24 protein-coding genes are annotated in these 24,525 nt (G+C 41.4%); 23 read left to right on the top strand and 1 reads right to left on the bottom strand.

Annotation, left to right across the window (positions count from 1 at the left end):
- Positions 1-5 precede the first annotated feature (5 nt).
- A complete protein-coding gene (locus tag J3L18_RS21540; RefSeq protein WP_112571202.1) occupies positions 6-1,082 on the top strand; it encodes an NAD-dependent epimerase/dehydratase family protein in 1,077 nt (358 codons plus the stop codon).
- Positions 1,083-1,113: 31 nt separating this feature from the next.
- Positions 1,114-2,511, top strand: a complete 1,398-nt coding sequence (locus J3L18_RS21535) for a vitamin K epoxide reductase family protein (RefSeq protein ID WP_112571205.1) — start codon at positions 1,114-1,116, stop codon at positions 2,509-2,511.
- A gap of 71 nt (positions 2,512-2,582) precedes the next feature.
- Here the strand turns inward: J3L18_RS21535 and J3L18_RS21530 are convergent, their stop codons facing one another.
- Entirely contained in the window at positions 2,583-2,816 is a 234-nt protein-coding gene (locus J3L18_RS21530) for a hypothetical protein (protein WP_112571207.1), read from the bottom strand.
- Positions 2,817-3,390: 574 nt separating this feature from the next.
- Here J3L18_RS21530 and J3L18_RS21525 point away from each other — a divergent pair.
- The 21 genes from J3L18_RS21525 (at position 3,391) to J3L18_RS21425 (ending at position 24,321) form a co-directional block, all read left to right on the top strand.
- Positions 3,391-4,095, top strand: a complete 705-nt coding sequence (locus J3L18_RS21525; protein WP_112571209.1) for a class I SAM-dependent methyltransferase — start codon at positions 3,391-3,393, stop codon at positions 4,093-4,095.
- Positions 4,096-4,239: 144 nt separating this feature from the next.
- On the top strand, positions 4,240-5,490 hold the full coding sequence (locus J3L18_RS21520; RefSeq protein WP_112571211.1) for a type II restriction enzyme NmeDI-related protein: 1,251 nt from the start codon (positions 4,240-4,242) through the stop codon (positions 5,488-5,490).
- Positions 5,491-5,581: 91 nt separating this feature from the next.
- Positions 5,582-6,010 carry a hypothetical protein gene (locus J3L18_RS21515; RefSeq protein WP_112571213.1) on the top strand — a complete coding sequence of 143 codons (429 nt, stop codon included), beginning with the start codon at positions 5,582-5,584 and terminating at the stop codon, positions 6,008-6,010.
- Positions 6,011-6,087: 77 nt separating this feature from the next.
- Positions 6,088-6,588, top strand: coding sequence for a DUF3347 domain-containing protein (locus J3L18_RS21510; RefSeq protein ID WP_112571215.1), 501 nt, complete (start codon positions 6,088-6,090; stop codon positions 6,586-6,588).
- Between the two features lie 77 nt (positions 6,589-6,665).
- Entirely contained in the window at positions 6,666-7,271 is a 606-nt protein-coding gene (locus tag J3L18_RS21505; protein WP_112571217.1) for a DUF3347 domain-containing protein, read from the top strand.
- 4 nt (positions 7,272-7,275) lie between these two features.
- Positions 7,276-7,725 (top strand): heme-binding domain-containing protein, encoded by a 450-nt coding sequence (locus J3L18_RS21500; RefSeq protein WP_112571219.1) that lies wholly within the window; start codon positions 7,276-7,278, stop codon positions 7,723-7,725.
- Between the two features lie 74 nt (positions 7,726-7,799).
- Positions 7,800-10,511 (top strand): multicopper oxidase domain-containing protein, encoded by a 2,712-nt coding sequence (locus tag J3L18_RS21495; RefSeq protein ID WP_112571221.1) that lies wholly within the window; start codon positions 7,800-7,802, stop codon positions 10,509-10,511.
- Between the two features lie 199 nt (positions 10,512-10,710).
- On the top strand, positions 10,711-11,286 hold the full coding sequence (locus J3L18_RS21490) for a TlpA family protein disulfide reductase (RefSeq protein WP_112571223.1): 576 nt from the start codon (positions 10,711-10,713) through the stop codon (positions 11,284-11,286).
- A 7-nt stretch (positions 11,287-11,293) separates the two neighbouring features.
- Positions 11,294-13,405 carry a copper-translocating P-type ATPase gene (locus J3L18_RS21485; RefSeq protein ID WP_223266070.1) on the top strand — a complete coding sequence of 704 codons (2,112 nt, stop codon included), beginning with the start codon at positions 11,294-11,296 and terminating at the stop codon, positions 13,403-13,405.
- A gap of 19 nt (positions 13,406-13,424) precedes the next feature.
- Positions 13,425-13,928 (top strand): GNAT family N-acetyltransferase, encoded by a 504-nt coding sequence (locus J3L18_RS21480; RefSeq protein ID WP_112571225.1) that lies wholly within the window; start codon positions 13,425-13,427, stop codon positions 13,926-13,928.
- Between the two features lie 18 nt (positions 13,929-13,946).
- Positions 13,947-14,375, top strand: a complete 429-nt coding sequence (locus J3L18_RS21475) for a hypothetical protein (RefSeq protein WP_112571227.1) — start codon at positions 13,947-13,949, stop codon at positions 14,373-14,375.
- 60 nt (positions 14,376-14,435) lie between these two features.
- The gene (locus J3L18_RS21470) at positions 14,436-15,023 is read left to right on the top strand and encodes a c-type cytochrome (protein WP_112571229.1); all 588 of its coding nucleotides are present in this window, start codon (positions 14,436-14,438) and stop codon (positions 15,021-15,023) included.
- Positions 15,024-15,494: 471 nt separating this feature from the next.
- Entirely contained in the window at positions 15,495-15,680 is a 186-nt protein-coding gene (locus J3L18_RS21465) for a hypothetical protein (RefSeq protein WP_129567791.1), read from the top strand.
- A gap of 473 nt (positions 15,681-16,153) precedes the next feature.
- Positions 16,154-16,528: an HYC_CC_PP family protein gene (locus tag J3L18_RS21460; protein ID WP_112651672.1), complete on the top strand. Its 375-nt coding sequence runs from the start codon at positions 16,154-16,156 to the stop codon at positions 16,526-16,528.
- Between the two features lie 125 nt (positions 16,529-16,653).
- The gene (locus J3L18_RS21455) at positions 16,654-17,076 is read left to right on the top strand and encodes a hypothetical protein (protein WP_112571233.1); all 423 of its coding nucleotides are present in this window, start codon (positions 16,654-16,656) and stop codon (positions 17,074-17,076) included.
- Positions 17,077-17,115: 39 nt separating this feature from the next.
- Positions 17,116-17,376, top strand: a complete 261-nt coding sequence (locus J3L18_RS21450) for a heavy metal-binding domain-containing protein (protein ID WP_112571235.1) — start codon at positions 17,116-17,118, stop codon at positions 17,374-17,376.
- 60 nt (positions 17,377-17,436) lie between these two features.
- Complete coding sequence (locus J3L18_RS21445; RefSeq protein WP_112571237.1) at positions 17,437-18,711, top strand: efflux RND transporter permease subunit; 1,275 nt, start codon at positions 17,437-17,439, stop codon at positions 18,709-18,711.
- A complete protein-coding gene (locus tag J3L18_RS21440) occupies positions 18,708-20,600 on the top strand; it encodes an efflux RND transporter permease subunit (protein WP_112571239.1) in 1,893 nt (630 codons plus the stop codon). Before J3L18_RS21445 ends, J3L18_RS21440 begins: the two co-directional genes overlap by 4 nt.
- Positions 20,601-20,602: 2 nt before the next feature.
- Positions 20,603-21,838 (top strand): TolC family protein, encoded by a 1,236-nt coding sequence (locus J3L18_RS21435; protein ID WP_112571241.1) that lies wholly within the window; start codon positions 20,603-20,605, stop codon positions 21,836-21,838.
- Complete coding sequence (locus J3L18_RS21430) at positions 21,813-23,081, top strand: heavy metal-binding domain-containing protein (protein ID WP_112571243.1); 1,269 nt, start codon at positions 21,813-21,815, stop codon at positions 23,079-23,081. The genes J3L18_RS21435 and J3L18_RS21430 overlap by 26 nt, the downstream gene beginning before the upstream one ends.
- Entirely contained in the window at positions 23,074-24,321 is a 1,248-nt protein-coding gene (locus tag J3L18_RS21425; RefSeq protein WP_112571245.1) for an efflux RND transporter periplasmic adaptor subunit, read from the top strand. The genes J3L18_RS21430 and J3L18_RS21425 overlap by 8 nt, the downstream gene beginning before the upstream one ends.
- The last annotated feature ends 204 nt before the right edge of the window (positions 24,322-24,525 follow it).

Genomic DNA, 24,525 nt, shown 5'->3' with positions numbered 1-24,525 from the left:
GTACAATGGAAAAGGAAAAAAGCGAAACCGCAATCAAATCCGGCGGAATACAAAAGGAACTGATCGTTGTTTCAGGTGCCAGTGGGTTGATAGGTACCGCGCTTATTGAAAAGCTGGCTTCAAAATTTCTTATTGCTGGATTAGACAATGCCGGCTATCCTTTTCCACCTGCCGAAGCTGAATGTATCTGTGTTGACCTTACCAGTGACCAAAGCGTTGAATTCGCTTTTGACCGGATTCGCTATGCTTACGGAAACAGGATTGCGTCTGTAGTACACCTGGCAGCGTATTACGACTTTTTAGGTAAGCCTTCTGACTTGTATGATAAAGTGACAGTCAAGGGAACGGAAAGGTTGTTAAACAACCTTCAGAAGTTTAAGGTAGACCAGTTTATATTTTCGAGTAGTATGCTTGTATATAAACCATCATCTCCTGGTGTAAAAATGGACGAGGAATGGCCGCTTGAACCCAAGTGGGACTATCCAAAATCAAAGGTGGCAACAGAAAAAGTTCTGAATGAGAAAAGGGGCAAGATACCGGTCGTGACAATGCGTATAGCCGGCGTATATAATGAACAGGGCAATTCAATACCCATTACTAACCAGATACAGCGCATTTACGAAAAGCAGATCAGTGCACGGCTCTACCCTGGCGATGTAACTCATGGCAGTACGTATGTTCACCTTGATGATCTGGTTGATTCCATTGTTAAAGTCATCAACAAAAGGAAAGAGTTGCCGCCAGAAGTCATCCTGAATATCGGAGATGACGAAACCTTATCTTATCAGGAATTGCAGGATATTATCAGTAAAGCAATTAATGGCAAAAATTCAGAAATCATTCATATACCGAAGTGGTTTGCCAAAGCCGGCGCATTTATGTTAAATCTTTTTGGCAAAGCATTTATTAAACCCTGGATGATTGATTTGGCGGATGATCATTTCGAGCTGGACAGTACTAAAGCAAAAAAAATGATAGGCTGGCGGCCAAAAAATGGACTACGTAATACTTTACCACAAATGGTTAAAAATCTAAAAGCGGACCCTGAGAAATTTTATAAGGTAAATAAATTAAAAGAGTAAATCCAATAAGTTTTGACCAATTACTAATCATATGAAGCAGCACGATCATTCTTCCATGTCGCCGCAAGGTGAAACATTTTCCCATAAGCAGCTGGCAGATCAAACAAAAATGATCGTTGAACACTACAATAACTTATATTGGACACATGCTACAAATGTCCTGCTCGGGTTTTTTCTTATGGCAGCGCCTTTTACCTTTGGTTATAAAAGCGCCGCAATGACCTATAGCGATTTGATTAGCGGGGTGCTTTTGATTGTCTTTAGTCTGCTTTCGGCTAACCCTTTCCGGCTTTGGGCACCATGGGCTTCTACAATGGTTGGTTTATGGCTCCTGTTCGCGCCGTTGGTTTTTTGGTCACCCGACGCATCAGCTTATATAACTGATAGCATAGCTGGTATCTTCGCCATTGGCCTATCCGTACTTATTCCGGAAATGCCAGGTATGATGCAAATGATGATGACGATGCCATCCGGGCCAGATACGCCTCCTGGCTGGTCGTACAATCCTTCCACCTGGCTGCAGCGCACGCCCATCATTGTATTGGGCTGGATCGGATTTTTTTGTTCCCGCTATTTGACGGCCTATCAATTAGGTTATATTCATCAGGCCTGGGACCCGTTTTTTAGCATGGGAACAGAAAAGGTTTTAACCTCCTCCGTTTCCAAATCTTTTCCGATTTCTGATGCCGGGCTGGGTAACCTATCCTACACCATAGAAGCCCTCATGGGTTATATGGGGATGTCGAACCGATGGCGAACGATGCCCTGGATGGTTAGTTTCTTTGGTATACTGGTTATTCCATTGGGTGTTGTCAGCATCGTGCTGATTACTTTACAGCCCGTTTCGGTTGGACACTGGTGTACCATCTGCCTGGTTACTGCTATCGCTATGGTCATAATGATACCACTTACTTTGGATGAAGTCGTGGCTATGATTCAGTTTTTGAGTAAGCGTGTAAAAGGGGGAAAGCCTTTTTGGCGTACTTTCTGGATGGGTGATACCATCAAAGGCGGCAGTAAAGATGTCCGGACCCCGCTTTTTACAGATTCTATCTCCAAAACGCTTCCGGCGATGGGCTGGGGAATAAACTTGCCCTGGAGTTTGTTATTATGCACAGTAGTTGGATTGTGGTGGATGTTTTATCCGGGCAATTTTGATATAACTGGTAAAGTCGCTAATTATTTTACCACGCTTGGTGCGTTAGTGGTCACTTTTTCCATAATTTCTATGGCAGAAGTTGGTAGGGCTTTAAGGTTGTTAAATATTATTTTTGCATTATGGCTTATCACAGTCATGGATTTTATGAAGTACATACCTCCTTTTCCACTTTGGAATGCTAACATCACGGGTGTAGCACTGATCGTTTTAAGTATACCAACAGGAAAGGTAAAGGAGAAATATGGAACTTTTAATAGATATATTTTTTAAGGGACATAACACGTTCACAGCTAATTTTAAATCATGAGACGAGATAGAAATAAGCATTTGAAAATCTAATATTAACTGAAATGTTCATCATAATATTTCTCAATGCCTTCCCCGATCAGATTTGCGGTTTCCTGATCAAATTCTCCACCTGCCAGGTCCCAGCTTTTATCTTCATTACTGGTAACAGCGCCTATGGTTTTTCCATTCAAAGAAATCGTAAATATTCCCCCTTCATGGTTAATTTCGAGGGTTTTGGAGTAGGTATTAAAACATAAAGGCGCTTTAATAAAAAAATGATTTTCCATGGTGTTTTGAATAATAGTTTATATCATCTCCATTAAATTAAAACGAATACCTCTATAATAGGTTTTCCATAAAAATACGTTTTTGGCAGCGGAGATATTAGTATTGGATACAATTTATATAAGAAACCATTCAACGATTTGCGGGGCTTCAATTCCTTGATTCATAGGTAAAAATTGGTTACAACTATTGGCTTGACAAATTGTTTCATAATCTACCGAGGCCATCCTTCCGAAACGAAACGATGCCCGGCAGTTATAACAGGTATCTCATTAATTAAAACATTAATTATTGTAACTTGTAAAAGCACAATAAACAGCTTTAATACACGTCTCAATATATATTCCATAGAAATGAAAAAGATTAAAAGCGGCCTTATTTGGCTTTTTAAATTCCTATTTATAAAAAAATGTTGCCGTTAACTTCAACAGTTATCATTAGTTCGACAGCAACCCAATCTATAATTTTTACGTACTGCTAATCAACTTAACAGATTATCAAACCTGCCTTAAGTGAATGGTTTTACAATTTGTTTAGTATTAGTCAAACCGGATGTATAGATGATATCACCTTATCATGAATACTAATTTAGGTTTCGAGCAGAATTACATCGCTTTGCGGCAAATAGAGAAACGGATCTATTCTGATATAGAAGTTTTGTTGTTACCTCATATTGCTCGCGATCATGTCCACTATAAAGAGTGGAAAATCAGAAAGCAATCCTGCAGTTTATTGATCTCCTATCTTAAAAGGAAAAGAAAACCCATAAAAATTCTGGAAGTAGGTTGCGGTAATGGCTGGCTTTCTGCGAAGTTATCAGAAATTGGACAATCAGAAGTAACCGGTTTAGATGTTAATCGGGTCGAAATCAATCAGGCGATAAACGTTTTTAGTAAAAAAAATCTAAAATTCATATATGATCGTTTTCCGTCCGAGCATTTAGAAGGACTGAAATTTGATATTATTGTATTTGCAGCTTCGATACAATATTTCAACTGCTTTTCGGAGGTTATAAATGAAGCATTTAAGTGTTTGACAGTGCGTGGTGAAATACACATAGTAGATACGCCTTTTTATAAGCCAGACGAGCTAGCAGATGCTGCAAATAGATCAAAGAAATATTTTTCAGGCTTAGGACATGCTGAAATGGCCCATCATTACCATTATCATTCAATAAATGATCTCTTAGAATTTAATCATAAAATCTTAGCAAATCCCAGGAAATTATTCAACCGTTTGTTTAAAAAGATCAAGTTTCCCTGGGTAATGATCAAGTGTTAGTTCAATACAAAAAACCGCTTATTACTTAAAGTAAACACTATTCCCATTTGTTTTATTCAATTAAGATGATCAATATTTTGAGAAGAATAATGTCATTTGACATTTAATAGAGAGTTCTGCTATCTTAGTGCATCAATTCTAAACATGAGCGAACATTTACAATCTATTATTACGCAGTATAAGAACGATCAGGAATCTGTTTATAATACCTGGTTTATCAATAATGAAGATCGGCTTAAAGCATTCCGGTCCATCCGCAGAGGTGTTTTGCAGGTCATTGATGATATTAAGAGAAAACGTTTCGGCAATGACTTTAAAGGCACTTCCCTGGAATTTGTGTTGAGTTGCATCACGGAGCAGAAGCAAGTTTTTGAAGGTGCTTCGCATCCTTTTTATTGGAAACCGAAGCTGCGAATACCGGATATTTACGAAAACGAGGCTAATAAAGTAGCTTTCGGTCAGTTTTTGGAAAATTGTATCAATGCAAAGAATGAAATTCAACTTATCCAGGAAATCGAAAAGCTGGATGCTTTAAAGATCAAAGGGCTCGGCCCGGCAGTAGCCAGTATCCTATACTTTTTGCATCCAACACTTATTCCTCCGTTCAACACGGCGATCATCAATGGATTTAATTATTTGTTCAAAGACAAAAAAAAACTGGGAAGTTGGAGCGAGTACCTGAAGATCCGGGAAGTCATCATGGATATGAACCGTAAATATTGTAATGAGCTTTCCATGGACACCGGTGCTTTTGCCGGCTTGTTGTTTGAGATTGGAACGCAAAAACTGCTGTTAGGTAAGGATGAATATTTATCAGAAACTGAACGAACCAGGCTGGAAAAATTAATTGAAAAGCGGCACAAAGACAAAAGGGCAGAGACAGAGGACGAACATTTACATAACGAAATGCAATATCACCTGCTCAAGATCGGGCATTCGTTAGGGTATGATGTAATAGCCGCCTCTAATGACCGCTCCAAATCATGGAACGGAAATAAATTTACTTTTATTTCCCTGGAAGAATTTCCGAGATTGAATCTTGAAAAAGAAGTATTGAACACAGTCAAACTCATTGATGTGCTGTGGTTCGCTAAAGGCACGGCCAAGGTGATCGCCGCTTTTGAAGTTGAAAAGAGCACAAGTATTTATTCGGGGATATTACGATTGACAGATTTGAACTGTAGTGTACAGGACGGCGGTGAAGTATTATATTTAGTTGTCCCCGATCAGCGGGAAAAGGATGTTATTATGCAGCTTTCGCGGCCCTCTATTCGGAAAGGGAATATGCAAATGAGCTATATCTGTTTTTCTGATCTGCGTCAATATTGTGATGCAATCTGCAAATTAGGGGAGGATCATCATAGCATGAAAAAGATAGCGAAATGCGTTTGTTAATCGCAATAAGCGTGACCAGAGGTAATTATGTAATTTATTTACCAAATTATGTAAACATTTATAAAAATAGTTATGTAGATTTGTTCGGAAAATGAAAAGTAAGGCACTATTTCTTTTAACTGTTTTTTTACTGAACACGCTTGCCGGGTTCAGTTGTGCGCTCCATATGAATATGGAAGGTACGGGAAAAAGCATGTTGCATGAAGAGAGTTTGCACGGCGCCCATCATGATCACATGACAATGATGGCTCCTCCAGGGCCCAAAAGCGATGGTCCGCAACTTGAGTCAAAAGCAAATCCTTGCTGTCAGGAAATGTCCAATAATTTTGCGACTCTGGCCAAGCTTATTCCGCAAACTGAGAAGGTTTCTATTCAAATTCCATTTATCTCTGCAGGATCATACTACGGTTTCCGTTTTCTACCCGCATATGATTTGGATGTGCCTTTCAATTACCTGATACCTCAAAAGCGGCCTCCGACGCGGGGCATCCGGCTTATCATCCGTAGTTTTCAAATTTGATTTTTTTTTAATTTTAGTTGCTTGTTGACATGGTTAGCCATGCCCAAATTGTTTATTAAAAATTAATTAAAATCAAAATGAAAAAAATATTTCTTTTAGTTGCATTAGTTGCAGCTACTTTTACCCAAACTTTCGCTCAAAATAGCGCAAAGCCATCTGCACTTGGTTCTTTATTGTCATCGTATTACGATGTTAAGAACGACTTGATCAAATCCAACAGCACCGATGCAGCGACACATGCTGCTGACTTTCTTAAAGCGGTGAATGCTGTTGATATGAAATCATTGCCCGCAGCTGATATGAATGCCTTTATGTCCTTTCAGGACAAGTTAGCCTTCGATGCCAAGCATATTTCAGAAAGTAAGGATATCGCCCATCAGCGCGAGCATTTCGCCAACTTCTCTTCCAACTTCTTTAAATTGGCCAAGGCGGTAAAACTGACCGATCAGGCAGTTTATTACGACTATTGCCCGATGAAGAAAAGTTATTGGTTGTCTGCAGATGCATCGATCAAAAATCCATATTTCGGTAGCCAGATGCTGACCTGCGGTAAGGTTACTGAAACCTTAAATAAATAAATTATTTCCCACTATTTAATTGATATACCCGGAGCATTTTTTTGTTCCGGGTGTATCTTAATTTCAATTTAAACGATATGAAAAATATAATCATTGTTTTGGCCATCGGCCTTACCACTTTATCTATAGCCGCTTGTAATAACAATTCAAAAAAAACGACTGCGCAAGCGGGTAATGATACTACAGCTGCGGCAGCTGCAACAACTACCGAACCTAATTCTTCAAAATCCGGGGTCGATGCTAAAACGAGTGCTTCGGTTAAAGAGATGGTTGCGAATTATTTACAACTGAAGAATGCTTTAACCACTGACAACACTAACGATGCGGCTACTGCCGGCAAAGCATTATCGGAAGGTTTCGTAAAACTCGACAAATCGGTATTGACCGCAGACCAAAAAAAGGCGTATACAGACATAGCTGATGACGCGAAAGAAATGGCTGAGCATATTGGCATAAGCGGAGGCAAATTACCGCATCAACGCGAACACTTTGACATGCTGAGCAAAGATATGTACGATCTGGTGAAATTATTTGGAGCGGGCATGCCTTTATACGTGGACCGCTGCCCGATGTTTAATGATAAAAAGGGTGCAATCTGGCTAAGCGAAACAAAAGAGATAAAAAACCCTTACCTGGGTTCGTCAATGCCTACCTGTGGTTCGATCAAAGAAGAATTAAAATAAAAGTATGAAGCGTAAAGTTTTAATTGGGCTGGGTGTCGTCGTCATTTTATTTATTGTCATTCAGTTCATACCCGGGCAATACAACCAGAGTAAACAGACCTCGGCGAACAATATCGCTCAGGTATATAGTATGCCACAGGACGTACAGGCGATTTTAAAGAAAGACTGTTATGATTGCCATAGCAATAACACCAATTATCCCTTTTACGCGCATTTGCAGCCAATGCGGCTTATGCTGGACAGGCATGTCCGTAATGGCAAGGATGAATTGAACTTCGATGAATTCGGAACGTATTCGGCGAGAAAGAAAAGAAGCAAGTTGCGGGCAATCAGCACAAGTTTAGATGAAGGAACTATGCCCCTGCCTTCATACCTGATTATTCACCGTGATGCTGCACTTAACCCGCGAGACACGGCTTTGATCAAAAATTGGATCAGGAAAGTCAACGAATAAAGTAATGACTAAAATAGCCAGTCAGTCGCGGAAAGGCTGACCGGCTATATTGTCCTAAATATGAACATGTAAAGATGAAAAAAATATTAGTAATTGTGGTACTGCTTTGTTTAAAACAGCTGGCATTCGCTCAAGGCGATATGCAGAATATGGCTGGTATGGAAAAAAAACAAGCGGTTACCTATACCTGCCCGATGCACCCGGAAATTCATGCTTCAAAGCCGGGAAATTGCCCGAAATGCGGCATGAAGCTGGTCAAAGAAAAAAACAAAACCGTTGCAAAAAAGGACAATGGTATGCAAATGCCTGCGAATCCTACTACAAAAAAAGCAGGTAGTATGGATGGAATGAAAATGGGTGAAGAAAATTCTAACCCAAATCCGGAAAAATCAAGCGGCATGTCCATGAAAAACGATGGTCAGAAAACGGATAATATGGAGGGAATGAAAATGGGTGATAACGATGCTGCTTCGGCTGAAATTAAAAGCGCCAGGGCCAATTTAGGGCCTATAAAAACGATTGCTGCTGTTTCTCCTCCGCATACCGTTCGTTACGACTTATACGTCAGGGATACTACGGTAATGCTTGGAAAAAAACCAAAGCGCGCCATTGCGGTGAATGGTCAGATCCCCATGCCCACACTGACATTTACCGAAGGCGATACCGCGGAAATATGGGTTCATAATGAATTGAATGAAGAAACCTCACTTCACTGGCATGGGTTGTTTTTACCCAATAAAATGGATGGCGTGCCTTACATTACACAGATGCCTATCAAGCCTCATACCAAATATCTTTATAAGTTCCCAATCGTGCAGCATGGTACACACTGGTACCATAGCCATTCCGGATTGCAGGAGCAAATCGGTATGTACGGAGCCTTCATTATGAAAAAAAGGCAGGAATGGAATATTCCGTCGATCCCGGTGGTACTAAGCGACTGGATTGATATGAATCCTAAAGAAGTGGAAAGAAGTCTTCACAACCAAACGGACTGGTTTAGTATCCTTAAGGGAACGACTCAGAGTTATGCTGAAGCGATTCGTACCGGTCATTTGAAAACTAAGTTGACCAATGAATGGAAAAGGATGACCGCTATGGATGTGAGCGATGTGGCTTATGACAATTTCCTGATCAACGGTAAAAACCAATCGACGCTGTCGCAATTTAAGGCCGGGGATAAAGTAAGGCTGCGGATAGCCAATGGTGGAGCCTCGTCTTATTTTTGGCTAAACTGGGCAGGTGGTAAGATCACCGTGGTTGCGAATGATGGTAATGATGTAGAACCGGTTGAAGTGGACAGGCTTATTATAGCGGTGTCAGAAACCTACGATGTTGTGGTAACGATACCCGATAATAAAAGTTATGAATTTTTAGTGACCCCCGAGGACCGTACCAAACATGCTTCGCTCTGGCTGGGTAGTGGCGAAAAGGTTGCGGCTACAAAAATGCCGAAGCTAAAATACTTTGCCGGCATGAAAATGATGAATGACATGATGGACATGAAGGGCAACCTGGTAAAGATGGACGGGATGGATATGAAAAACCAGGAGATGGATATGAATACCGTCATGTATCCGGAGATTTCGGGACCTGAAAATCCTGCTGACACGATGAAAAGTAAGCAGGATATGCGGAACAGTGATATGAACAAATCCCCTGTGCCGGCCAAGGATAGCAGCAAAAAAATGCAACCGCAAGGTGGGGCTCAAAGCATGGCTGGTATGGATATGGGAAATAGCAATGCAGATATTGTAACCCTTAGCTATGCGATGCTCCGGGCACCTGAAAAAACAACCTTACGTTCAGGTCCGGTAAAAGAACTCAAATTTAATTTGACCGGTAATATGAACCGTTATGTCTGGAGTATAGATAATAAGGTTGTCTCCGAGGCGGATAAAATTTTGATCAAGAAGGGGGAAAACGTGCGTATCATTTTATATAATAATACGATGATGCGACATCCCATGCACCTGCACGGACATGATTTTAGGGTGTTGAACGGGCAGGGCGAATACGCCCCGTTAAAGAACGTGCTGGACATCATGCCTATGGAAAGTGATACTATCGAGTTTGCCGCGACCGAGCCGGGCGGCGATTGGTTCTTTCATTGCCATATCCTGTATCACATGATGAGCGGAATGGGACGTGTATTTAGCTACCAGGATACCCTGGTTGACAAAACCGACATCACCAATCCTAAGTTAGCTCAGCGTCGTTTAAACGCTGACGATCAAATGCCTCACCCAATGGCGCGTATCGGATTGGAAAGTAGCGGCTCCGATGGAGAGCTTATGTTCGCCAATACCCGTTGGAAAGCAAACTCCATATGGCACCTGGGTTTAAATGCTAAGATGGGTTACGAAAGTGAAACCATGGTTGGTCGCTATATCGGGCGGAATCAATGGTTTTTCCCTTATGTAGGATTCGATTACCATTATAAACAATTTAATCCCGATGAAAAAAATATTTTTGGCAGCGATTATAAGAACTTATTTGGACAGGTAAGCAACAAGGAACACCGTAGAACAGTGGTAGCCGGTATGGCCTACACCTTACCGATGCTGGTCATCGCGGATGCACGTATTGACGGTGATGGTAAATTACGGTTCCAATTGGGACGTGAGGATATTCCATTATCAAAACGCCTTCGTATGAATTTCATGATCAATACCGATAAGGAATATGCAGCAGGATTAAGATATATTGTCACCAAATACTTTTCCTTATCGAGTCATTATGATAGCGATATGGGATTGGGTGCAGGTTTAACAGTAACTTATTAATTTTATCTAATGCCGGCTCATGAGTCGGCATTTTTTATTTAACGGCGACAGGTTCACGGATACATTGTTCAGTATCTGCGGTGGCTATTATTTTTATAAGTCATGGTCTGAGTATAGCTTCTCCACTTATTGGGTTTACTTGAAAATATAGGCACTTAATAGCGGTCAAAATATAAAAATATTAAATAACAAATAAACAATGAGCCATCAAACATCCATCACGAAAATGAAAGCCTGTAAAATTGTAGCTATCGGCTTATTTCTGATAATAACAGCTGCGCTCAATGGTTCGGCTAGCCCTTTCTATTCATATACAAACAGCCTTCCGGTACCTGGCTTTAAAGATTCTTTTGTAGATAAAGAAACACCATCTTTTACGCTGGAAGACAAAAATGGTAAAAGGATAAAATTGACCGACTTAAAGGGGAAAATCGTACTTATTAATTTCTGGGCTCCGTGGTGCGCGCCTTGCAGAGAAGAAATGCCCGGCTTGGATAAATTGTACAGACATTTCAAGGAAGATACAAACGTAATATTCATCACAGTGGATATGGATCATAATTTGAAAAAGTCTCTTGCTTTTATGAGCAGCAATCAATTGATGCTTCCTGTTTACGTTGCAGAGACTCAGATTCCTGCAGATTTTATAGGTGACGCAATCCCTGCAACGGTTATTTTAGATCAATCTGGCAAAATTGTTTTCAAACAAGAAGGGGGATTAGACTTTAACGATGAGCATTTTATCAAGTATTTAAAGAGTTTATTAACAAAATAAGTCAACAATGAAAGATATTCACAAAGATCATCCCGGGGATATGAATAACATATCATCACCCCATAAACATGAAAATCAAGCCTCAGAAGCGACATTAAACAAAGACCCTATGGGGCATGGCAAACACGCTGCGCAAGCCGGTATGGGGATGGCGGGCCATGATCATCACGCTATGATGATCGCTGATTTTAAGAAACGGTTTTATGTTGTTTTGGCGTTAACTATTCCCGTAATGTTGCTTTCTATGCAAATTCAACAATGGCTGCGCCTTGATCTACATTTTGTCGGTTCCAATTACCTCCTGTTTGGCCTGTCAACCGTCGTCTTTATTTATGGTGGATGGCCGTTTTTGTCTGGATGGTTTAGTGAATTGAAAGCAAAAAATCCGGGTATGATGACCTTAATCGGTTTTGCGATAAGCGTAGCTTATATCTATAGTGCAGCAACCGTATTTGGTTTGAAAGGAATGGACTTCTTTTGGGAACTGACAACGCTGATCCTAATCATGCTCTTAGGGCACTGGATTGAAATGCGTTCAGTTGCCGGGGCATCGAGGGAATTAGAGTTGCTGGTACAGTTGATGCCTGCTGAAGCGCATTTGATTGATGGTAAAAACACAAGCGAAGTTAAAACCGATAGTTTAAAGTCGGGTGATCTGATCTTAATCAAACCGGGTGAAAAAATTCCTGCTGACGGCATTATTGAGGATGGGGAAAGTTACCTCAATGAGTCTATGCTAACGGGAGAGTCTACTCCGGTGCAAAAATCCAAAGGACAGGACGTCATCGCAGGTTCTGTAAATGGCAACGGTTCATTACGGGTAAGAGTAACTCATAGTGGCGAAGATTCTTATTTGTCCAAAGTAATTACCCTGGTTAAAAATGCCCAGGATGCAAAATCCAACACGCAGCTATTAGCCGATAAAGCAGCAAAATGGCTGACCATTATCGCGCTTATAGCAGGTATCGGCACTTTTGCCTTTTGGCTGGCAGATGGTAAAGACCTGGCCTTTGCCATGGAAAGAATGGTTACGGTCATCGTTATCTGCTGTCCCCACGCTTTGGGGCTTGCCGTTCCGCTTGTAGTAGCAAAATCGACCTCTCTTTCTGCGAAGCATGGCTTGCTCATTAAAAACAGGACCGCATTTGAAAACTCCCGAAAGATCAGCACGATTGTTTTTGATAAAACCGGAACCCTTACGGTGGGAAAATTTGAAGTGGCCCGGGTACTTGTGATCGACCATCAAAGCAATGACCATCAAAAATGGGAAAATGAAATGCTGCGAATTGTCGCCGCGCTGGAGCAAAATTCAGAGCATCCTATTGCCACAGGAATTCTTGCCGAGATCAAGAAACGTTCTTTGGATGTTCCCAAAGCAATAGACTTTCAGGCGATAACAGGTAAGGGCGTGGAAGCAATGGTGGAGGGTAAACACCTCAAGGTAGTAAGCCCCGGCTATCTTAATGAAAAGCATATCGCTTTACCAGAGGGATTTGAGGCTAACGGCAGCGAAACGGTGGTCTTCGTTATAATCAATGAGGTTTTATACGGCTATATCGCTTTATCAGATACGATACGCCCTGAGTCGGCTGAAGCTATACAAACTCTGCATGACAACGGGATCAAATCACTGCTATTAACCGGCGATAATAGTCAAGTCGCTGAAAGTGTAAGCAACCAGTTAAAAATGGATGGCTTTTTTGCCGAGGTTTTACCGCATCAAAAATTAGATAAAATCAAGGAATTGCAGCAAAAAGGTGAGTTCGTAGCCATGACCGGGGACGGGGTGAACGATGCACCGCCGCTGGCTCAGGCAGATATAGGTATTGCGGTAGGTTCCGGCAGCGATATTGCGGCGGAAACCGCAGGGATCGTTTTAGTAAATAGTAATCCCAAAGACATCGTTAGTTTGATCCTGTTTGGAAAGGCGACCTATCGTAAAATGGTTCAAAATCTGGCTTGGGCGACAGGTTACAATGTGGTGGCCTTGCCCCTTGCCGCCGGTGTGCTTTATAACCAGGGTATTGTATTAAGCCCTGCAGTGGGAGCTGTATTGATGACCGTTAGCACGGTCGTAGTGGCCATTAATGCAAGCTTACTAAAAGTAAAACAGTCATAAGTTATTATAGAACAATGGCATGGATTATTCAATTTACATCAGGCCTTTGCTGATCAGCGATGCGGAAAATAATTTGAAGTGGAGTATTGATCCGGAATTGTGGAAATTAACCGGTGAAAGGCCGGAAAAATACATATCTATGGATTTGGAAGTCGCCTGGTTGTCTTATGTGCTCCGAAATACGACAGATAAATGTTTTGCCATATGTCTGAATTTTCCTGACCATCATATAGGGAACATCGAATTAACGAATATTACCGACCAAGAGGCACAATGCAATGTACTTATCGGGGAAAAACTATTTTGGGGTAAAGGAATAGCGGGTAAAGCCTTATCCCTGGTCAGCGACTACGCCTTCTCCTATCTCAAATTAAAACGCCTCTACACAAAAATTTACAGTGAAAATAAGCCTGCACTTTCCCTTTTTAAAAGGTGTGGGTTTATCGCAATTGGATTAGCCGAAAATAATTTTATAAAGCTTACGGTCGATTTAGAAGATCATCAAGTTAAATTGTCTCATTAACTATTTGCTAAAATAAAAATGATAAAAATTTTCAATTTATTTAAAAAAGCGAGGGCTGAACCGCCAGTCGACATAGATTTTCTTTCTTCAAGCTATCTTCGTTATCAGGACAAACAAATTGTAATAAGCCCCCAGACGGACAGCTCAGGTCGTCATGCAGAAAATACAGCCATCAGGGTCAAAACTAACATGCCTGCGAATCCGGGATATAGTGTTTTTATTAATAAGTCTGACGAGAATATTACCGGAGACACGTCTGTCATGCCAATTCCTATGAGCATCGTGCATACCAACAAATATATTACCGTCTTAAAAGGTTTTGGGGTTCACCCGAGCGGAGGTAGATATTCAGATTATGGATTGACAGTACGATGGACCGATCAGAAAATAGAAAAAATAATTTTTCATCTGCACGATAGGGATGTAAACATTGAGTTCAGTAAATGATAGCCGAACTAATACGTACAATATCATCGGCCTCTTTTTAAACCATTAAAAGCTATTGCTATGAATTCAGATCAATTCATCCGTAGACTACTAATCACTAACTTAATTCTGCTATCGGCCATAAAATTTGCATTAGCGCAGGACCCGGTAAAAGGTAAGGCATTATTCATAGCCAACAACTGTAGCACCTGCCATAAAATAGATGAGCAAATGGTGGGGCCGGCTCTAGGCCCCATGGTGACAATGGGACACAAAGAAGATTATTTGATCAGTTGGATACAAAATAATCAGGCCCTTATTGAAAAAAAGAACCCTGAGGCATTGAAGATTTATAATAAATTCAATCAGCAGCAGATGCCGGTGTTCAGTAACCTCACGAATAAGGACGTTAAGGATATCATTTCCTATATAAGAAGCGAGTGGCAAACCATGCAAACCGCTAACAATGATATGCAAGGTAAAGGAAAAACCGGTGAGAGAAAATTATCTGCAGAAAATACCTGGCCAATTATTGCACTAATTATTACCTTGATTATTACGTTCCTCATTATTGTTATGTTAAACAAGACAATAGCTCGGCTGGAAGGCCTGTTGCTCAACAGGAAAAAAGTGTTGCCCAAAAAACAATTTTCAAAAAAGAAAAGATAGGGGGAATTGCCAATCAAAACAGCCTGTTTGTAAAAAATATTATTACGGCTTGAATTTAACGCCGATAACAACGACGATGGAATTGTTGATAACCGCATTATAAAATTTATCAGCGATCAAATAGACATTTTGTCGTCAGGCTTTTCTTAAGCAAGTTTCCAAATGTTTGTCTTTCCTGACTGATATAGGTTGAACTTATTCCCCTGATGTTGCTAAAAAGATTTGCCGGATCATTGATTTGTATTTCTGAGTTCGGTAATAGAAATAATGGCACATCCATTCCTTTTATATTAATTTAAATGACAGCAGAGTTTGGCTTTTATTAAACATTAAATGTGAGCCAGAATTACCTGCAAATAAATCGCCAATTAGCTTAACACGATTATTTAAATTCCTATCAGTTAAATTCTTAAATACTGGAACGACTATTGTTTGTATAAGTGATTACCTTAATAATAAACTGAAAATACCATGAAAAAAATTTGTTGTATGATTGCCCTAGCCGCAATCTCATTTAGCAGCGTTTATGCGGAACCAAACATAAACTCATCTGTGAAAGCCGATGTGTTGCAAACCCATAAGAAAAAAGTTATTCATAAGAAAAAAAAGCCAATGAAAATGAAAAAAGGGACCTCGATGGGTAAAATGAAAATGTAATTGTAACACTGTTTTAAACGCCCCGGCTTACGGGGCTTTTTTATCTACCACTATTGTTGAGAGTCTTTAAGTTCTTTCAACTTGGCTATCATTAATCTGATCTCTGCTTACTGTCTTGTGATAATACCTTTCGCCGCTTCAGCTCGGACTTTCTAGTCGATCTCGACTATTTTTTGGGTAATCTTATTTCCTATTGTGTGATCCAATCGTGTGCGATGGATGTTAATCCGCTACACTCGGTTTGACGAAAGCTATTTATAGTTGTTGTTCAGGTCAAAAAATAGTTTAGTTGCGGCCAGTTTAAAATCATTTATGGCCTTGGTTCATCTCAATTGTTTTATTAAAAATACAGTGTAATTGGCAGTTGGCTCAGCGGATGTGCGTCTATAATTAACTTTCATAAAAGTTCGCTTGGTATAAACTTTTTACTTTATTGTGTGGCAATATTTTTATTCTTTATCTATATTTGTGTGTTGAAAAAAATTATTTCCATATTGCTCGTATTTGCTTATGCAATCTCTGTTTACGGGGTTTCTGTAAATAAATTTTATTGCTGCGGGCAACTTTCAACAGTCAGTATTGCTAAAATCACACAACTGAATTGTCCGAATAAGTCCGATCCATCTTGTTGTAAAACAACTAAACAAGAGTTTAAGATAAAAGACAATCATGTTTTTGCAAAGGCAAGTTCCATTGCGCATATACAGTTCGCCGTAGTAATTGCCGAGTATTTTATCCAAATACCTGCTGAAAGTATAGGCATCAAAAATGCAAGGGCTTATAATAGTCATGCGCCGCCAGCTACTCGGGATGCGCTTTATACGCTGTTTTGTACCTACAGAATCTGATTTCCTTCTCCTCATTTCTTTCGATTTAATTGAGCATAGAGCTCTTAAATCCACCAATCTCTTTTTTTATTAATCAAATTTTGCTGCAAGCCCATGCAGTGAGATACTTACTTAAATTTAAAAAAATGAAAACTATCACATTTTCAATAACATTGCTTGTATTGTTGTTTTCAAAAACACTTGTTCAGGCTCATAGCTTCAATGCTAATAAAATTCTTTCCAATAATACTGCTATTGCCGTCGCTCAACAGCATCAATTAGCTGATTATAAAGTTGTGGACCGAGGCGTCATTATCATTTACGAACGTGAGCGGCCCGGAGGTAAGCTAAATCTTTTTAAACCCGTTGTAACTTATTACTTCAGTTTGAAAGATTCTGAAAAGATATATTTGCTTAACCTGGAAAATTTGAAAAATATATACAGGGACGGTAAAGCTTTCGACTTGATAGATGGCAACTTTAGGACGGATAATGATTTGTTTTTTTACGACCCTTATCATCATCAGTACCGGATCAATTATTATCTCTCAAAAATCAATCATTCTTAAGGGATGCCCGTCTATTTATCCATCTTGAATTAAAAATATATGAAAAAAGTAACCCTGATAGCTGTGGCCATTCTTTTCTCCGGTGCAACGGTGTTTGCTGCTGGCCTGCCTGTCAAAGCTGTATCTGACACGACTAAAACAAAAAAGGTAAAGCCTGTAGCGAAACCTGAGAAAGTACAATACACCTGCGGTATGCACCCGGATGTATTAAGTGAAAAACCTGGCAAATGCCCTAAATGCGGCATGGAACTGGTAAAAAAAGAACCGGCGAAAAAGAAAGCTGAAACCATGAAGATGTAATTCATTTCAATACTCCATCCCGGTAGCCATCAGGATGGAGTATTGATTAAAACCATTAAGATGATCAATCAACTTATTACCCTGTCCTTAAAGAACAGGTATATCGTATTGCTGGTCGCCGTCGCACTTTTTGGATGGGGAACTTATGCCGTGCGTGAAAACCCAATCGACGCTATTCCTGATCTATCCGAGAACCAGGTGATCGTTTTCACCGAATGGGGAGGCCGCAGCCCGCAGATCATGGAAGACCAGGTGACTTACCCGCTGGTAAGCAACCTGCAGGGGATTCCTAAAGTTAAAGCCATCCGGGCCACCTCCATGTTCGGGATGAGCTTCGTCTATATTGTCTTCCAGGATAATACGGATGTTTACTGGGCGCGCAGCCGGGTACTGGAACGGTTAAGCTATGCGCAGCGCTTGCTGCCGCAAGGTATTACCCCAACATTGGGGCCTGATGGAACCGGTGTTGGCCATATCCTGTGGTACACGCTCGATGCCAAAGGAATAGATCTCGGAGAACAGCGGGCCTTGCAAGACTGGTATGTTAAGTTGGGGCTGCAAACCGTGCCGGGCGTTAGCGAAGTTGCTTCTTTCGGCGGCTTTGAAAAGCAATACCAGATCAATATAGACCCGCATAAACTCAATTATTATAATATTCCCTTATCACAGGTGCTGAAAGCTGTTAAAAGCAATAACAATGATGTGGGCGGCCGCAAGTTTGAAATGAACGGCACCGGGTATATCGTCCGCGGCCTGGGCTATATAAAAAACTTGCAGGACGTAGAAAATATTACCATCGGAACCATCAAAACCGTACCGGTCAGGGTAAAAGACGTCGCGACCGTTCAAATGGGCGGCGATCTGCGCCTTGGCATATTCGACCAGAACGGCGAAGGTGAGGCGGTTGGTGGAATTGTCGTGATGCGTTATGGCGAAAACGCCGATAAGGTTATTCATGCCGTAAAGGATAAAATGGCCGATATACAAAAAGGCTTTCCTCCAGGCGTGAAATTTAAAATTGCCTATGACCGGAGTGAATTGATCGAAAGCGCAATCGGATCTGTCAAACATACGCTGATCGAGGAAATGATCACGGTGTCAATCATTGTGATCCTGTTCCTATTGAGTTTGAAAAGTGCGCTCAGTATAATTATTCAAATCCCGATTACCATCGCGGCCAGCTTTATCCTGCTCAATGCCTTTGGTATTAGTTCCAATATCATGTCGTTAACGGGTATCGCATTAGCTATCGGGGTGATCGTAGATAACGGGATCGTTATGGTCGAAAACTCGCACCGGAATTTATCCGCTGCACAAGAAAAAGAAAAGTCATGACTACAGCAGAAAGAATTAGAATTATAGAAGCATCCTGTAAACAGGTGGGCCGTGGTGTGTTCTTTTCCACGCTGATCATTGTCGCTTCCTTTCTCCCGGTATTTATGCTGGAAGGACAGGAAGGTAAACTGTTTGGCCCTTTAGCATGGACAAAAACTTTCATATTGGCTATAGATGCGGTCCTTGCGGTTACGCTGGCCCCGGTATTGATTTCCTTTTTTCTGAAAGGAAAGCTGAGTTCAGACGACCGTAATCCATTGAACCGATTTTTGGAACGCGTTTACAGGCCGATACTCAACTGGTGCATTACCTGGCGCAAAACCACTATAGGTATCAACATCATCGCGCTATTGATCAGCATACCGCTCTTATTGAGTCTTGGTAGCGAATTTATGCCGCCGTTAGATGAAGGAACGATCCTGTTTATGCCGGTTACATTACCAGATGTGTCCAACTCAGAAACCAAGCAACTGCTGCAAATACAGGACCGGATCATTAAAAGTATACCGGAGGTAAAGAATGTACTAGGAAAAGCTGGCCGGGCGAATACAGCAACCGATAACTCGCCGATAAATATGGTGGAAACCATCGTCTTGTTAAAACCCACCAGTGAATGGCGCAAAGGCATCAAAAAGGAAGATATCATCAATGAACTTAACGGAAAATTGCAAATACCGGGTGTAGTGAATGGCTGGACACAACCTATCATTAACCGCATCAATATGCTTTCTACCGGTATCCGAACCGATGTGGGATTAAAAGTTTACGGTCAGAACCTGGATACGATCTATTCTTTGTCTAATCAGATGAAACAGGCTTTGCAGGGTATTAATGGTGTGAAGGATCTTTATGTTGATCCGATCACTGGTGGTAAATACCTGGATATACAAGTCAACAAAGATGCCATAGGACGTTATGGCCTAAGCGTAGATGACGTGAACGAGGTTGTAGAAAGCGCATTGGGCGGGATGAATATCACACCAACGATTGAAGGGCGCAGGCGCTTCAGCGTTAACCTTAGACTGGCACAAGACTACCGGAGTAACCTGGAGGAAATCAAGCGCACCTTGGTTCAAACGATGAATTATGGCCCGATACCGCTGTCTTCCGTTGCAGATATTAAGATCAGCGACGGGCCGGCAATGATCCAGTCGGAAAATGCCTTATTGCGCGGTACGGTATTATTTAATGTTCGTGACCGTGACATGGGAAGTACGGTAAAAGAGGCACAGGACAGGCTGAACACGATGGTGAGAAGCTTACCTAAAGGTTACTTTATCGAGTGGAGCGGCCAATATGAAAACCTGATCCGGGCTGAACATACCTTAAAGCTTATTCTTCCTATTGTACTGGTTATTATTTTTGGCTGCCTGTATTTTGCTTTTCACTCCATCCGGGAGGCCTTTTTTAGCCTGATCAGTATTCCGTTTGCGCTTATCGGGGGCGCTTACATGGTGTATTTCTTTGGCGTGCATTTGTCGGTAGCAGTAGCAGTGGGCTTTATCGCCCTGTTTGGCATAGCGGTAGAGACGGGTATCGTCATGGTAATCTATCTCAATGATGCCATGCAGCAACTGGTCGTATTGAAAGGAAATAGTAAGGTAACCATAACCAAAGAAGATCTTCGGATTTACGTGATGAACGGCGCGGTAAAACGTTTACGGCCTAAACTCATGACGGTTTGTGTGGCTTTGTTTGGCCTGGTACCCGTGCTTTGGGCAACCGGTACCGGCTCCGATGTCATGCTGCCTATCGTGCTGCCGATGATTGGCGGGGTATTAACTTCTTCCACGCATATTTTACTGGTTACCCCATTGATCTTCCTGATGGTCAAAGAATACGAATTGAGGAAACATGGCAAGCTGGAAGTATTGGAGGTAAAGGAATAATTATGAAAACGAAATATCACATCACCTATATAGTGCTTATCTGCTTTGCAAGCCTGACAGCAGAAGCTCAGGTTCAGCGCTTGCCTTTAGACAGCGTACTGGCGCGTATAGCTGCTAATCCTTCTTTGCAGGCGTATGATGAAAAAATCAGGGCACAGGATGCGTATGCTACAGGAGCGAAAAGCCTAGATGCACCAAAGATCAGCGCAGGCCAATACCAAACCCCTTATCAGATCAATCCGAACACGGGGTCCTTTATGATCCAGGCGGAGCAGATGTTCACTAACCCGGCCAAACTGCGGGCCAAAGAAAATTACATGAAGGGAATGTCTAAAGTAACCGCCGAAGACAAGAACTATATGAAAAATCAATTGATCGCCCAGGCCAGGCAATATTATTATGAACGAGTTGTGCTGGAAAAAAAACTGGCTTTATTGCAAAACACACAAAGCCTGCTGGAATATATGCTCAAGGATGCGAATATCCGGCTCACCTATGGTAAGGAAAAGCTGCCGAATATTTACAAAGCCAAAGCAGACTTATATCAGCTGGATAATACGCGAGAACAATTAAACAATGAGATCAGCCAAAAAAACATTATGCTCAACACGCTGATGAACCGTGATAAGCAAACGGTGTTTACTGTCGATACTACTGTCGTTCTGAAAGATTATGAAACTAACGTTACCGATACGGCAAGTCTCGCAAATGCGCGCAGCGACATTAAAGGGATCGACCGGAATATTGATTTACAACAATTGAATGCTAAAATGGAATACAGCAAGCGCAAACCCGATTTTGGTATCCAGGCGGGGCATATGTTTAGCTACGGAGGAATGGCTAACCAGTATATTTTAATGGCTTCTGTCACCATACCTATCGTTCCCTGGGCATCCAAAGAATACAAGGCCAACCTGAAAGGTATCCGGTATGAGGTAGCTGAATTACAGCAAAAGAAACTGGATATGCTGAACCAGGCCGAAGGGCAGCTGGCCGGTTTAAGAACGGATATGAGCAGCAAAAAAAGACAACTCAAAAACTATAACCAAAATATCATTCCTGCCTTGCAAAATACCTATAAAACATCCTTGCTCGCTTATGAACAGAATACCGGCGATCTGCCATCAGTATTGGACGGTATTAAAGGTTTACAGTTGGCCAGGATGGATGCATTAGATCGTTTACAGGAACTTTTACAATTACAGGTAGCTTATGAAAAAGAAAATGAAACCCATTAGGATCATATTGACCGGCCTCCTGTTAATTACGATGCTGATCAGTGCCTGCTCGGATAAAAAGAAGGTCCCAGCTACTGTACAGGTTACAAGCGATATTAAATATACCTGCTCCATGCATCCGCAGATCCTCGAAGATCATCCGGGCAATTGCCCGATCTGCGGCATGGCGCTGGTTAAAAAGTCAGGTCAGGCCGGTGCGCAGGCAGGCATCAGCATGAATACGGTATTGCAACCGGTTAATTCATCCGTAATAGCGAATATTACTGCCATTACCCCGGAAGAAAAGTTAATCCCAACCCAAATCGCGGCCCAGGGATATCTTGATTTTGATAACAGGACATTTAATAACATTGCCGCACGCTTTTCGGGACGTATCGAAAAGCTTTATATCAAATATGCTTTCCAGGAAATCCATACAGGTCAGCGGATCTTTGATATTTACAGCCCGGATATGGTTGTCGCGCAGCAGGACTTAATTTACCTGATAAAGAACTCATCCCAGGAAACAGCTTTGATCAATGCGGCCAGGCAAAAACTTTTGTTACTGGGAATGACAACAGCACAGGTGGAACAGGTCATCAAAAGCGGTAGGCCGTTTTATAGTCTGCCGGTGTACAGTCCTTATGACGGACACGTACACGATATGCCGCATAGTCAAATGACAGATACTGCAAGTACAGAATCTCCATCAGATTTCGCTAACAATCCTCCGCTTTCCATCAAAGAAGGTATGTATGTAGAAAAAGGGCAGAACATTTTTAATGTTGTTAACCCTCATCAGTTATGGGCGATCATTAAGATCGACCGCTCTGCAATTGCCGCCTTAAAATTAAACCAGCCAGTCACGATAACATTGCCGGATATGCCAGGAAAAACGATTAGGGGCAAAGTCAATTTTATTGAACCAACCTTGCAAAACGGTGATAAAACCACCAGCATTCGGGTTTATATTGACAATATGGATCATGCGTTGAAGGTACACAGCCTGGTTACAGCTAACATACAAACCGGGGAAATAAAAGGTTTATGGATACCAAGATCCGCATTACTAGACCTGGGACGAACGCAGGTAGTGTGGCTAAAAAAAGGCGCATTATTTAAGGCTCATCAGGTAAATACGGGGATTGTAAATGGCAATGAAGTACAAATTGTAAAAGGCTTATCTGTTTCAGATAGCCTGGCATCAGATGCTCAATATTTAACAGACAGTGAAAGTTTTATTAAAACATCAGGCAATGAATAACAGGATCAAACAACATATATGGCTAAAAGCATTGCGTTTGTTAGCTTTTTCCTTGCTGATAGCTGCGCTGTTTACCGCCTGTAAACAAAAACCCCAGCAGGTGGCAAAAACGCAAAGTAAGGCTTATTACACTTGTTCCATGCACCCGCAGATACACGAAGATCATCCCGGCAATTGCCCGATCTGCGGGATGAAGCTGATCAAAGTAGAACTTGCCGGGGGCAATAGCAGTACCGACATGAACACGATTAGGTTAACTGCTTCGCAGATCCAGTTGGCCGGTATCCTGACAGATACGGTCCGGGATGAAAATGTCGGAAATGAAAAAACGCTGACAGGGACGGTAACCACCAATGAAAATACAGCAGCAGAATTGAGCGCCAGGATTGCAGGCAGGATACAGCAATTATTTGTGAGAACTACCAGCGAAAAAATATCGGTGGGCCAGCCTATATATTCCATTTATAGCGAAGACCTGCTGGAAGCCGAAAAGGAATACCTATTGGCGAAACAACAGCAAAAAGTACTGCATAATCCGGATGTGGATTATCAGCAACTGATCAGTGCTGCCGAAAATAAATTACAGCTATGGGGCTTATCTCCCGCACAGATCAGGAACTTAGCGGCTCCCGGAAAAGTTTCTGCGACGACAACAATTTTAAGTAAAATTAGCGGCACCGTTAGTGAAATAGCCGTTCATGAGGGAGATTATGTAACCGAAGGGATGTCCATACTCAAAACACAAGCGTTAAACAGCTTATGGGTAGAAGCGCAATTGTATGCTGGCGAAGCCGGGAATTATAAGGTGAATGACCAGGTTAGTGTTTCATTTCCTGACCTGGGAGGACAGGTTATTGCCGGTAAGATTGAGTTTATTAACCCTGAATTATCTGATGCGTCCAAAGTGGATTTGATCAGGATCAGTATTCCTAATCCGCAGGACTTAATAAAGCCTGGTATGTTGGCCTATATCACTATTGGCGGGACAGGTAACCGTTCTTTAGCTATACCTGCTTCTGCTATTTTAACTGATGGCAAGGGCAGCAAAGTATGGGTCAGAAATACGGATGGCAGTTTTTCACCTAAAATGATTATAACAGGTTCGGGAAACCAAACTTATTTACCCATAGTTTCAGGTTTAAATCCTGGTGATAGGGTCGTTACACAGGGTGCTTATTTGTTGAATAGTGAAGCTATTTTTAAAAATGGTAGCGATAATATGGCTGGTATGAAAATGTAATCTCGAATAAGGAATCAACAGCGAAAGATTGTCTAATCGAACTGAATCTTTTTAACTGCTGGTTATTCAACTTTGGTTGCCGCCAGTCTGCGGAAAGTTAAGAAAAAATGGCAATAGTTATCTAATCATTAACGGCGCACTTTATTTGAAATAAAGCGTGCCGTTTTTATCAATCATAAATAAATTTTAAATGAAAGAATTCAT

The sequence above is a fragment of the Mucilaginibacter gossypii genome (assembly GCF_017569325.2).
Lineage (GTDB): Bacteria > Bacteroidota > Bacteroidia > Sphingobacteriales > Sphingobacteriaceae > Mucilaginibacter > Mucilaginibacter gossypii.
The sequence above is the reverse complement of the archived record's forward strand: the minus strand, read 5'-3'. Positions and strand labels throughout refer to the sequence as shown.

Excerpts from the sequence above, each read along its gene's own strand:
- J3L18_RS21540 (WP_112571202.1), top strand. The coding sequence starts at position 6 with ATGGAAAAGGAAAAAAGCGAAACCGCAATCAAATCCGGCGGAATACAA.
- J3L18_RS21535 (WP_112571205.1), top strand. The coding sequence starts at position 1,114 with ATGAAGCAGCACGATCATTCTTCCATGTCGCCGCAAGGTGAAACATTT.
- J3L18_RS21530 (WP_112571207.1), bottom strand. The coding sequence starts at position 2,816 with ATGGAAAATCATTTTTTTATTAAAGCGCCTTTATGTTTTAATACCTAC.
- J3L18_RS21525 (WP_112571209.1), top strand. The coding sequence starts at position 3,391 with ATGAATACTAATTTAGGTTTCGAGCAGAATTACATCGCTTTGCGGCAA.
- J3L18_RS21520 (WP_112571211.1), top strand. The coding sequence starts at position 4,240 with ATGAGCGAACATTTACAATCTATTATTACGCAGTATAAGAACGATCAG.
- J3L18_RS21515 (WP_112571213.1), top strand. The coding sequence starts at position 5,582 with ATGAAAAGTAAGGCACTATTTCTTTTAACTGTTTTTTTACTGAACACG.
- J3L18_RS21510 (WP_112571215.1), top strand. The coding sequence starts at position 6,088 with ATGAAAAAAATATTTCTTTTAGTTGCATTAGTTGCAGCTACTTTTACC.
- J3L18_RS21505 (WP_112571217.1), top strand. The coding sequence starts at position 6,666 with ATGAAAAATATAATCATTGTTTTGGCCATCGGCCTTACCACTTTATCT.
- J3L18_RS21500 (WP_112571219.1), top strand. The coding sequence starts at position 7,276 with ATGAAGCGTAAAGTTTTAATTGGGCTGGGTGTCGTCGTCATTTTATTT.
- J3L18_RS21495 (WP_112571221.1), top strand. The coding sequence starts at position 7,800 with ATGAAAAAAATATTAGTAATTGTGGTACTGCTTTGTTTAAAACAGCTG.
- J3L18_RS21490 (WP_112571223.1), top strand. The coding sequence starts at position 10,711 with ATGAGCCATCAAACATCCATCACGAAAATGAAAGCCTGTAAAATTGTA.
- J3L18_RS21485 (WP_223266070.1), top strand. The coding sequence starts at position 11,294 with ATGAAAGATATTCACAAAGATCATCCCGGGGATATGAATAACATATCA.
- J3L18_RS21480 (WP_112571225.1), top strand. The coding sequence starts at position 13,425 with ATGGATTATTCAATTTACATCAGGCCTTTGCTGATCAGCGATGCGGAA.
- J3L18_RS21475 (WP_112571227.1), top strand. The coding sequence starts at position 13,947 with ATGATAAAAATTTTCAATTTATTTAAAAAAGCGAGGGCTGAACCGCCA.
- J3L18_RS21470 (WP_112571229.1), top strand. The coding sequence starts at position 14,436 with ATGAATTCAGATCAATTCATCCGTAGACTACTAATCACTAACTTAATT.
- J3L18_RS21465 (WP_129567791.1), top strand. The coding sequence starts at position 15,495 with ATGAAAAAAATTTGTTGTATGATTGCCCTAGCCGCAATCTCATTTAGC.
- J3L18_RS21455 (WP_112571233.1), top strand. The coding sequence starts at position 16,654 with ATGAAAACTATCACATTTTCAATAACATTGCTTGTATTGTTGTTTTCA.
- J3L18_RS21450 (WP_112571235.1), top strand. The coding sequence starts at position 17,116 with ATGAAAAAAGTAACCCTGATAGCTGTGGCCATTCTTTTCTCCGGTGCA.
- J3L18_RS21445 (WP_112571237.1), top strand. The coding sequence starts at position 17,437 with ATGATCAATCAACTTATTACCCTGTCCTTAAAGAACAGGTATATCGTA.
- J3L18_RS21440 (WP_112571239.1), top strand. The coding sequence starts at position 18,708 with ATGACTACAGCAGAAAGAATTAGAATTATAGAAGCATCCTGTAAACAG.
- J3L18_RS21435 (WP_112571241.1), top strand. The coding sequence starts at position 20,603 with ATGAAAACGAAATATCACATCACCTATATAGTGCTTATCTGCTTTGCA.
- J3L18_RS21430 (WP_112571243.1), top strand. The coding sequence starts at position 21,813 with ATGAAAAAGAAAATGAAACCCATTAGGATCATATTGACCGGCCTCCTG.
- J3L18_RS21425 (WP_112571245.1), top strand. The coding sequence starts at position 23,074 with ATGAATAACAGGATCAAACAACATATATGGCTAAAAGCATTGCGTTTG.